Source organism: Peptostreptococcus sp. (assembly GCF_977045075.1).
Window position 1 is genome coordinate 1 of sequence record NZ_CDRRTB010000054.1, and the last position, 11,292, is coordinate 11,292.

Here is an 11,292-nt window from a genome sequence, read left to right on the forward strand (position 1 = left end):
TTTGCTAGCTCATCTAGCAGCTTGTCATTTAGGATCCTAATATGAGTTCCCTTCATACCAAGCGACCTAGACTCTATTACTCCTGCACTTTCAAACTTTCTAAGTGCATTTACTATTACAGACCTAGTAATTCCAACCTTATCTGCTATCTTACTAGCAACTAGTAGACCCTCATTACCATCTAATTCATTAAATATATGTTCTATTGCTTCAAGCTCAGAATATGAAAGTGTTCCTATAGCCATCTTAACAACGGCCTTCTTCCTCATATCTTCTTCCATCTCTTCACTTATAGCCCTTATGATTTCTAGGCCTACAACAGTCGCTGCATATTCAGCAACTACTAGGTCTTCATCAACAAAAGCCTTATTATACCTAGATAATAGTAGTGTTCCTAGTCTTTCACCACTTCCAAATATAGGTACAACTGTCGTAAACTTAGCCAACCTATTTTGTTCATGTGGGAAGAACTTTAGGGCCTCTTCTCCAGATATATTTTCTCTGGTTTCTAATATCTTCAGGATATTTTCAGTATACTCAACTGGGAACACGTTCTTATTGCTATCTTCGTCGATGATTATTGAACTGTCCTCTGGCTTCTGTAGATGGTGTCCTAATACCTTACCCTTCAAGCTAACTATGTAGACATTTGAATCCAGTACATCGCTTAAGATAACTGATAGCTGTTCAAAGGAAACAGATGTCCCAGCATTAGACTGAAGTGTCTTGTTTATCTTTCTCGTATTTAACAACAAATCACTTGTCATGTGGTAACCCTCCTAATTTTATTAATTATTATATATTTATTTACTGATCTTATTTATAATTGTCCAAACCAACCTGTATGAAACCTTATTTTTTTAAAATACACACAATTCAAACAATACAATACAAGTTAAGATTACCACACTATGTATATTTTTTCAACTATTTTGACAAGTATTTTTATAATTTTCATTCTATTCTAATAACTTTTTAATTCAAAGTTTGTTTTAAGGCATTCAAGTTACTTGGTCTTGGCCTTTTTTTCCTTTTTATTAGTTATGCAATCCTTGTTAGAACAGATGGACTTACTTTCCTTCTTAGTAACCTTTTCAACCATATGAGAACCACACTCAGGACAGACTTGACCTGTAGGCTTGTTCCATTCTACAAAGTCACAATCAGGGAAGTTGCTACATCCATAGAATACCCTACCCCTTTTTGACTTTCTAAGTATTATGTCTCCATCTCCACACTTTGGACATTTTACTCCAACCTTGTCTACTATAGGCTTGGTATTCTTACATTCTGGATAGTTTTTACAGGCCATGAACTTACCAAACCTGCCATGCTTGATTACCATGTTAGACCCACAAAGTTCACAGATTTCATCAGTTTCTTCGTCCATATTAATCTTCTCTATATTTTCAATAGCCTCTTTTATAGAAGAAGCCAGTGGGGCATATGATTCAGAAACAACATTTTTCCAATCTTCAAGACCCTCTTCAATCTTATCTAATCTCGATTCCATCTGGGCTGTATAGTCAACATCTGTCAACATTTCAAAGTTTTCTTCTAAAATATCTGTTACTATCTTCCCAAGCTCTGTTGGCTTGATTGCAGGCCCCTCTTTTTCTACATAGCCTCTAGTTAGGATAGTACCTATAGTAGGTGCGTATGTGGAAGGTCTACCAATCCCTAGTTCTTCAAGCGTTTTTACCAGACTTGCCTCTGTATACCTTGGTGGTGGCTGGGTAAAGTGCTGCTTAGGATCTACCTCCTTAACTGGTAGTTTATCATTAAGCTTGATTTCTGGTAGGATTTTATCCTCCCTATCATAATAGTCATATACCTTGGTAAAACCATCGAAAACCTGCTTTGAACCTGACGCCTTGAAAGTATATTGTCCGATAGTGGCCTCTATACTCATACTTTCATATAGGGCATCTGACATCTGACTAGCTACAAACCTCTTCCATATTAGGTTGTAAAGCTTGTACTGGTCTGTTGATAAAGAAGCCTTTATTTCTTCTGGGTGCCTATAAACAGATGTAGGTCTAATAGCCTCGTGGGCATCCTGGGAATTAGTCTTAGACTTGGACTTCTTGTCCTTGCTTGCTGAATGGTACTTTTGACCATATGAGCTCAATATAAAGTCCTTGGCAGAAGACTTTGCTTCTTCAGACAGCCTCTGTGAATCAGTTCTAATGTAAGATATCAAACCTACACTACCTTCACCCTTTATATTTACACCTTCATATAGTTCCTGGGCTACCTTCATAGTTTTCCTTGTAGTGAATCCCAGCCTATTTACAGCCTCCTGCTGAAGTACAGAGGTAGTAAAAGGCTTGACTGTAGCCCTCTTCCTAGTCTTTGTATCTATATTCTTAACAAGAATTTTTGATCCCTTTATATTTTCAATGATCTCATTGACCTGGTCTTCATTGTCCAAGTCTAACTTCTTACCATCTATACCATAAAAAGAAAAATCAACTGGACATCCTGCCACCTCAGAAACTAGGTCTAAAGACCAGTATTCAACAGGTACAAAGTTCTCAATTTCTGTTTCCCTATCACATACCAATTTAGTAGTAACCGACTGGACCCTACCAGCACTTAGACCTCTCCTTATTTTCTGCCATAAGATTGGACTAATCTGGTATCCCAATAGCCTATCCAAGACCCTTCTTGCCTGCTGGGCATCAACTAAATCAATATTTATCGATCTTGGTTTCTTGATAGCCTTCTTGATTGTATCCTTTGTAATTTCATTAAATTCTATCCTACATTGGCTCTCAGGATCTATTTCAAGTAAATAAGATAGGTGCCAGGAGATTGCCTCTCCCTCTCTATCGGGGTCGGTTGCTAGATATATTTTCGAAGCCTTTTTAGCTTCCTTTTTAAGGTCCTTTATTATTGGACCCTTTCCCCTAATGTTTATATACTCGGGTTCAAAATTATTATCTATATCGACACCCAGCCTACTCTTGGGTAAATCTCTTATATGTCCTACAGATGCCTTTACAACATAGTGGTTTTTGCCTAGAAATTTTTCGATAGTCTTTGCCTTCGCTGGAGACTCGACTATTACTAAAGCTTTTGGCACAAACAACACCTCCATTTATTTATATTATAAGGATCCTATTTAATTCGTAGGTATTTATGCCTACTTCTAAAATATAATCCATCATAGTCAAATTATTGACATAAAATATGACATCCCCTATCTCAATATTAAGGTAGAGGGAAATCTTGTCAATATCTAGGGCTCCTTTTTCAGACAAGAGCTTTAAAATAGCCTGCTCATGTTCAGAAAATTGTTGCCTTTTTAACTTATCATTTCTAATATTATCACAAACAGAGTCAATATTACTAGCATTTTTCTTAATTTTTTTGTTATTTAAGGAATCAAAAGAATAAAAGCTTTCATAATCTTCTAGTATGTCTCGGCTAGTCAGTACTATTTTACCCCCCTTACTTATCATCTCATTGCAGCCATATGAAAGATCTGAAAAAATACTTCCAGGGACTAGGTAAACCTCCCTACCATTATCTAGACCATAGGTGGCTGTTATTAGGGACCCACTCTTTTTACCAGCCTCAATTACCAGGGTTCCCCTGGATAGTCCTGCTATTATCCTATTTCTCATGGCAAAGCTAGCCCTAAAGGTCTGGCCTCCTGGACCTGTCTCGGATAAAACGAGGCCACCCTTGTCGATTATTTCTTTAAAGAGCCTGGTGTTAGACCTTGGGTATATATTGTCTATGGCAGTCCCCATCACGGCTATGGTAGGTGATCCACCATCCATACAGTAGCTATGGGCATAAGAATCAATCCCCAGGGCCAAGCCACTCACTATGCCTATGCCAGCCTCTGATAGGTCCTTGACCAGGTACTTGCTGGCATTTTTCCCATAGTCAGTACACTTCCTTGCTCCTACAACCGATAGGAAGGGGTACTTGTTTACTATAGATATATCCCCATAATAATAGAGGATATAGGGTGGATCGTAGACATTCCTAAGCAGGCTAGGATAATCCTCTGAATCATAAGTAACTAATAAGACCTTGCTTGAGCTTATATTATTTTTAATTTCATCTATAAGGGTCTGGTCATATCCAAATTTCCTAATCTTATCCATTACTTTTTTAGAAAAATAGCTATTTCCAATACTTAAAATCCAATCTATAAAGGACCTAACCCCTATACATACTTCTGGTTCTTGAAGTCTGTCTTGCCTAGGCGCTTTATCCACTCCTGTATGGCTAGCTAGCTTACCAATTGAGATTATATTGGTATCATCTGAAAATATAGACCTTAGCTCTGCCATATTTTCTTCATAAAAAAGCTTCATTTCCCTAGACCCTATACCTACAACTTCCTTGGCCCATATAAAAAAATTATCCATATCCCATCCTCCAAATCTTATACACCTACTATTCCTTAAAAAATCTCATTACTACAATATCCAGTCCCCTATATGGGAACTCTCTATCCACTAATAGGGGCAAAAGTACTTATAATAAGCCTTCCTGTAGGAAAAGGCCTCTACAATATCCCTACTAGAAATACTCTCCCTTGCTTCTAGGTCTGCTATAGTCCTGGCTAGCTTTATCAGTCTAGTGTAGGACCTATTACTCAAGCCATATTTTTTATATAGGCTTCCTGCCACCATGGCCGAATCCTGGTCCAGGCTACAATACCTTTCTATATCTTCACTTGTCATTTGAGAATTCACATAGAAATCCTTATCATTAAATCTATCCGCTTGAATCCTCCTTGCCACTTCGATGATCTGCAAGATTTCTTTAGAGGTCATACTCTTAGACCTATCATCGAATTCTTCAAAATCAACCTTTCCAACCTCACAAAAAACATCCATCCTATCCAATATAGGCCCAGATATCTTTCCTAGATACTTGTCTATTTCGTATTGTCTACAGCTACACTCCTTATGACTTTTGTAGTAGCCACAGGGACAAGGATTCATTGATACTATCAATTGAAAGGCGGCAGGATAGGTCACACTGTGGTTGATCCTCGAAATATTTACTACAGAATCTTCAATAGGTTGTCTTAGGGCCTCTAGTATTTGCTTGGGAAACTCTGCTACCTCATCTAGAAATAAGACCCCCCTATGGGCTAGGGTAATCTCACCCAGGCTAGCCTTGGAACCACCACCTATAATAGATATCTTTGTAGCCGTATGGTGGGGCTGTCTAAAGGGTCTGACTCTTATTAGGCCCTGCCCCTCTCTTAGGAGGCCTGCAGCACTATATATCTGGGTAATTTCTAATTCTTCTTGGGTATTAGGTCTAGGCAATATTGTCCTAATAGACCTAGCTATCATTGTCTTACCAGTTCCGGGTGGACCTATCATAAGGAGGTTATGCCCTCCAGCTACTGCTATCATGGCAGCCCTCTTGGCTAGGATATTGCCCCTAATATTAAAAAAGTCATCCTCCACAATTCCAGGTCTACTCATATCTGACTCACTATACTTTTCATCTATGATTCCCTGTTTTCCAGCCACTTGAATACTATATTCACTTTTTGATAAGACACCTTTATTATTCTCAGCTTGACCTAAGATTGGACCATTAATTTTATTATCCCCATATAGGTTAGCGTATTTGCTGTACATATATACTTCCCTATCTTTAGGTGCCATTTCTAATAGCTTTATACACTCCTTAACGCTATCAATGCCTATAATTTCCATCCCACCTATCCCTCTACACTCCGGATAGTTGCTTATAGGTATAAAAACCCTCTTTATCCCTTCCTTTTTCATCCTTATTACAATGGAAAGAATCCCCCTCATGTTCTTTACCCTACCATCAAGGGATAATTCTCCCAAAAAACCAGATTCTGCCAGGTAGTCATCTGACTGTTTAATCCTAGTTCTAAGTATACCAACACATATACCGAGGTCAAGGTAGGCACCATCCTTTTTAATGTCTGCAGGTGACAGGTTTATTACCAACCTACTTAGGGGAAAGTCATAGCCACTATTTAAGATGGCTGACCTGACCCTCTCCTTGGATTCCTTGACCTCAGTCCCAGCCAGCCCCACTACACTAAAGTAGGGCATCCCCTTCGATATATCAACCTCTATATCAACAATTAGGCCATCTACACCCATGACCATACCTGACTTGATCTTGTTAATCATATATTACCTCCTATGGTATAAGCATTTCTTATGTGCTTTATCTTCTTTTCTTTGAAATATACTTCAAATACATCAAACCTTACTGGGTAACCCAAGCTTCCCTTTGAGGAAAGATAATTTTTGGCAAGACAAATAATCCTGGCCATCTTCTTTGAGTCAACCGCCTGGGCAGGATTTCCAAAGTACGTATTATTCCTAGTCTTTACCTCTCCAAAGACCAAGACTTCATTCTCCACAAATATTATATCCACTTCCCCCCTCCTGGTCCTGTAGTTCCTATCCACAATCCTGCAGCCTATCCTTTCAAGATAAAGGGCTACTGCCTCTTCTCCTATCATACCAATCTCATAATTATTCATAAAACCTCCATAAGCCTATTTAGACCTATAGTCTTATGTACGATTTTGAAAATAAATAAAGTCCAAATAAAAAAAGACCAGAAGTCAATTGCTCAACTTCTAGTCATATAAAATATATTCTTACTTATATATTATTCTTTCATCTATGGATGCAAGGTTCTGGCAACCAGTCAATACCATGGCTGCCTCTAGATCTGCCTTTAGTCTTGAAATATACATTTCAACCCCTTGAGTCTGACCACCAAAGGAAGCTGTTATAAATGGCCTACCTATTAGACAGGCATCAGCACCCAGGGCCAACATCTTAAGGACATCAACACCAGTCCTGATACCGCCGTCTACAAATACTTTAATCCTTCCATCTACAGCCTTGGCTATTTCAGGTAGTACATCCGCAGTTCCAGGAGTATAATCTTGGACTCTTCCTCCGTGGTTGGATACAACTATACCATAAACTCCGGCCTCAACTGCCATAAGGGCCTCATCAGGAGTCATTATACCCTTTAAGATAAAGGGAAGGTCCGTTGAATTTACAAGCTCTCTTATTTCATCTATATTCTTAGCATAGACAGGCGTACCATGCAGCTTAAGTGTAACTAGACCACATGCATCTAGGTCTACACCAACAGCTATTGCACCTGCCTTTTCTGCCTTTTTAATCTTTTCTATTATATTACCATTTTCCCATGGCTTGATAAATACAATACCAGCCCCATCGTACTTTTCCATCACCTCTAGGTTGTCTAGTAGTATCTGAGGTACTGCTGTATCCCCTACCATGGCATAAGTACCCATATTTTTACAGCCTTCTATTACAGGCTCAATATATTCCTTTTCAGTAACTAGGCCCCCCATATTAAGGATTGTACCCGTTATAGGTGCTGCCATCACAGGTAGGTCTAGCTTCTTTCCAAATAGGTCTATAGACATATCCGGTTCAGCCACCTTATGGATAACTCTCATATTAAGCTTTATCCTGTCTAGGGCTTCAACATTTTCTATAAAGGCCTTACCTGTGCCCTTACCACCCATACCTGGAACCTGGCCACGACAGGCAACACCATCACATACCCTACAGACCTTACATGATCCATTATACTTTTCTCTTGCCCTATCTAGCATTTCCTTGTATTCCATATCCATACCTCCATATACACATATATAGGTCAACCTTGAAGATTCTTCAAAAAGCTATTCCTATGTATCTTTGTTCTACCAAATTTTTCTAGACCCTGGTAGTGGTCCCTAGTGCCGTAGCCCTTATTCGAAGCAAATCCATAACCTGGATATTCCTTGTCATAATCTACCATCATCCTATCCCTAGTAACCTTGGCTACTATACTTGCCGCAGCAATTGATATAGACTTGGCATCCCCCTTTATAATTGGTAGCTGTGGAATATCTACTCCTGGTATCCTTACTGCATCATTTAAGAGACAATCTACATCCACTTCTAGCCTTTCTAAAGCCCTTTTCATGGCTATATAGGTTGCGTTTAAGATGTTGTGTTCATCTATTTCATTATTGTCTGCCATGCCTATGCCATAGTCTATCGCTTCGTTTATTATTGTATCGTATAGGGACTCCCTCTTTTCCTCTGACAGCTTTTTAGAGTCATTTATACCTGGAATCCTGGCATTTGGCTTAAGGACTACAACTGCAGCCACTACTGGTCCAGCCAAGGGTCCCCTGCCAACCTCATCAAGACCTGCCACAAAAACTGCCCCATTTTTATAGCACTCATTTTCGTAGTGATTTAAAAGATCAAGCCTCTCTTCCTCTGCCTCTATCCTGGCTATGGACTTTTTTAGCTTTTCACATATAGCTTGAACAGACTTCCTATCATCTACCGAGAAAATCTCTATAAAGTCTAGGTATTGATCTTGAGGAATCTTGTCTGCTAGGTCCTTGATTCCCCTGGTTTTCAATTTACTTATTTCATTTAGGTCTAAACCCTTTAGCATATAAGCCTCCCTATCTAGTCAGTAATTGAAATTTACTGATTCATTACTTATCTTTATAAGTAGTCAACTATAGATACTATTTCACCATGCCTATAGTAAACCCTAGGCACACGCCTACTCATCATACACATAACCTCATGGGCTATTGAATCACAATCCCTTGCTACATCATCCACGGAAACTAGGTCATCACCAAAGACTAGGACATCATCATTTACCTTAACATCCATATCCATAGGCACCCTAACCATAGACTGGTCCATACATATCCTACCAACTATAGAGCACTTTACCCCATTGATATATACATATGGATTTCTCCTCCCCCTCAAGAAGCCGTCCGCATAGCCAGCAGCTATACTTACTATTTTTTCCCTTACAGTAGTGAAGTAGATTCTACCATAGCTGATTGATGTACCAGCATCTAGTATCTTAACATTGGAAACCTTAGCCTTAAAGGCCATAACTGGCTTAATATCTATTGAATAGTTGACCTCATTTGATGGGTATACGCCATACTGGATTATTCCAGGCCTAACCATATCGTACTTTTCGTCACAGTCAAGTATTTCTGCACTGTTAGAGCAATGGATATATTCAATATCTACACCCATGTCCTTTACCTTGTCAACCATCTCTGAAAACCTATGTGTCTGTAAATTTTCAAATTCCTTATTTCTAGCATCAGCAGTAGCAAAGTGGGTATACATACCCTCTAGTATTATGCCTTCTAGCTCACTTATTTCCTTTATTTCAGTTGCTATCTCTTCAACCTTATCATCTAGGACTACGTAGCCTAACCTTGACATGCCCGTATCTAATTTCAGGTGGATCTTTGCCTTAATTCCAATTTCCCTAGCAACCTTGTCAATTTCACGAGCTAATTCAAGGTCAAATACCGTCATAGATACATTATTCCTAATGGAATCCTCTATTGTCATAGGATTTGTATAGCCAAGATTTAAGATAGGCCTTGTTATTCCATGGTCTCTTAGCTCTAGAGCCTCATTTAGCCTGGCAACTGCAAAAAAATCTGCGCCTAATTCTTCATAAAACCTGGCTATTTCAACTGCCCCATGTCCATAAGCATTTGACTTTATTACCATACACATCTTTGTGCCTTCAGGTATCTTATTCTTTATCCCCTTAAAGTTGTACTCCAAATTATCCAAATTTATTTCCAACCAATTTGAGGCCTTATTTACCAATTTTTTCATCTAATTCCTCCCATTCGATAACTTTTCAATCGGTGGATTTCTATAATATATTACCTATAGTAATTATATTTTTAATTTTTTTTCTAGTCAAGCACCGAGAATAATTTATCAAGCTAGATTGAAGGCAACTCTAATACTATTTTACCAATCTTACCTTCTCTAAACTCATTTAGGACTGTAGTTGCTATCCTAGTATAGTCAAGCTCCCTATTACCAAGTATGAAGCCCCTCTTCCTACCAATGGCTTCCATAGTATCAATACCCTGCTGACCAATAAAGTCAAGCTTATATCTCTCCATCAAAAGGTCTGGGGCAATATCCATCAACCTCTCAATTAGCCTTAGGCCTAGAGTCTCAACATCTAGTATTTCATCCTTTATTGCCCTTGTAAAGGCAAGGTTTAAGGCTACTTCCTGGTCTTCAAACTTTGGCCAAAGTATACCTGGAGTATCTAAAAGCTCCATGTCACCCCTGATTTTAACCCACTGCTTGCCCTTGGTAACACCAGGCCTATCGCCAGTCTGAGTTGACCTTCTACCAGATAGTTTGTTGATTAGGGATGACTTACCAACATTTGGTACACCAACTATCATAATCCTGATAGCCCTCTCTCTTCTTCCCTTTTCAGCCAGGCCTTCCATCATTGACCTAGTAACAGCCTTACACTCACTTATTACCTTATTAACACCTGTACCAGTCATTGCATTAATTGGGATGGCCTTTACACCTTCTTTGGCGAAATATGCCACCCAAGCATCTATGGCAGACTTTTCACACATATCCGCCTTGTTCAACAGGACTATCCTAGGCTTATCACCTACTAGCCTATCGATGTCAGGATTCTTGCTGCTAAGTGGTATTCTAGCATCTAGGAGTTCTATTACCACGTCTACTAGCTTTAAATTATTCTGTACTAGCTCCCTGGTTTTCTTCATGTGACCAGGATACCAGTTTATATTTAGGTTATCATCCCTCAAATACTCATCGTTATAGCTCATACTTCCTCCTTCCTATGACCATTTAGTCATAGCTGGGCTTGAAAAAGCCCTTTATTTCAATCCAAGGACCCCATTGTTCCCAGACTCTTTACACTAAAAAAGGGCATCCTGAGACACCCTAATTTACTAATATACATACTTGTATATGCTAGATTATTTTCTTTTGCCTCTAGCTTCTTTGATCTTAGCAGCTTTACCAACTCTACCTCTGATATAGTTGATCTTAGCTCTTCTAACCTTACCAAATCTTGTAACTTCAATCTTTTCAATCTTTGGTGAATGAACTGGGAATGTTCTTTCTACACCTACACCGAAAGATATCTTTCTAACAGTGAAAGTTTCTCTGATTCCTCCATTCTGTCTCTTAATAACAAGACCTTCGAAAACCTGGATTCTTTCTCTCTTACCTTCGACGATTTTAACGTGTACTTTAACTGTGTCCCCTGGTCCAAAATTAGGAACATCTGATTTTACCTGTGCGGCTTCAATAGCCTTAATTAATTCGTTCATTTCTTCCTCCTAATATCATAGACGTACATAAATACTTGACCTTTGTAAAAGAGGTACGCCCGTACTCAATAACCATTACATTATAC

10 protein-coding genes are annotated in these 11,292 nt (G+C 38.8%); all 10 read right to left on the reverse strand.

Going from position 1 to position 11,292, the window contains the following annotated elements; all coding sequences use genetic code 11:
- The coding region (gene codY, locus ACW6OJ_RS05445) for a GTP-sensing pleiotropic transcriptional regulator CodY (protein ID WP_456095970.1) at positions 1-767 on the reverse strand (767 nt) is incomplete at its 3' end.
- Positions 768-1,006: 239 nt separating this feature from the next.
- Positions 1,007-3,088 carry a type I DNA topoisomerase gene (gene topA, locus ACW6OJ_RS05450; protein ID WP_456095971.1) on the reverse strand — a complete coding sequence of 694 codons (2,082 nt, stop codon included), beginning with the start codon at positions 3,086-3,088 and terminating at the stop codon, positions 1,007-1,009.
- 19 nt (positions 3,089-3,107) lie between these two features.
- Positions 3,108-4,391 carry a DNA-processing protein DprA gene (gene dprA / locus ACW6OJ_RS05455; protein ID WP_456095972.1) on the reverse strand — a complete coding sequence of 428 codons (1,284 nt, stop codon included), beginning with the start codon at positions 4,389-4,391 and terminating at the stop codon, positions 3,108-3,110.
- Positions 4,392-4,481: 90 nt separating this feature from the next.
- Positions 4,482-6,158 carry a YifB family Mg chelatase-like AAA ATPase gene (locus ACW6OJ_RS05460; protein WP_456095973.1) on the reverse strand — a complete coding sequence of 559 codons (1,677 nt, stop codon included), beginning with the start codon at positions 6,156-6,158 and terminating at the stop codon, positions 4,482-4,484.
- Positions 6,155-6,517 carry a YraN family protein gene (locus ACW6OJ_RS05465; protein WP_456095974.1) on the reverse strand — a complete coding sequence of 121 codons (363 nt, stop codon included), beginning with the start codon at positions 6,515-6,517 and terminating at the stop codon, positions 6,155-6,157. The genes ACW6OJ_RS05460 and ACW6OJ_RS05465 overlap by 4 nt, the downstream gene beginning before the upstream one ends.
- Before the next feature lie 120 nt (positions 6,518-6,637).
- Entirely contained in the window at positions 6,638-7,654 is a 1,017-nt protein-coding gene (locus tag ACW6OJ_RS05470) for an alpha-hydroxy-acid oxidizing protein (protein WP_456095975.1), read from the reverse strand.
- Between the two features lie 29 nt (positions 7,655-7,683).
- Positions 7,684-8,481, reverse strand: a complete 798-nt coding sequence (locus tag ACW6OJ_RS05475; RefSeq protein ID WP_456095976.1) for a ribonuclease HII — start codon at positions 8,479-8,481, stop codon at positions 7,684-7,686.
- Between the two features lie 53 nt (positions 8,482-8,534).
- On the reverse strand, positions 8,535-9,698 hold the full coding sequence (alr, locus tag ACW6OJ_RS05480) for an alanine racemase (RefSeq protein WP_456095977.1): 1,164 nt from the start codon (positions 9,696-9,698) through the stop codon (positions 8,535-8,537).
- Between the two features lie 113 nt (positions 9,699-9,811).
- On the reverse strand, positions 9,812-10,696 hold the full coding sequence (gene ylqF, locus ACW6OJ_RS05485) for a ribosome biogenesis GTPase YlqF (protein ID WP_456095978.1): 885 nt from the start codon (positions 10,694-10,696) through the stop codon (positions 9,812-9,814).
- Between the two features lie 153 nt (positions 10,697-10,849).
- Positions 10,850-11,206, reverse strand: coding sequence for a 50S ribosomal protein L19 (gene rplS / locus ACW6OJ_RS05490; protein WP_293426200.1), 357 nt, complete (start codon positions 11,204-11,206; stop codon positions 10,850-10,852).
- Positions 11,207-11,292: the final 86 nt, after the last annotated feature.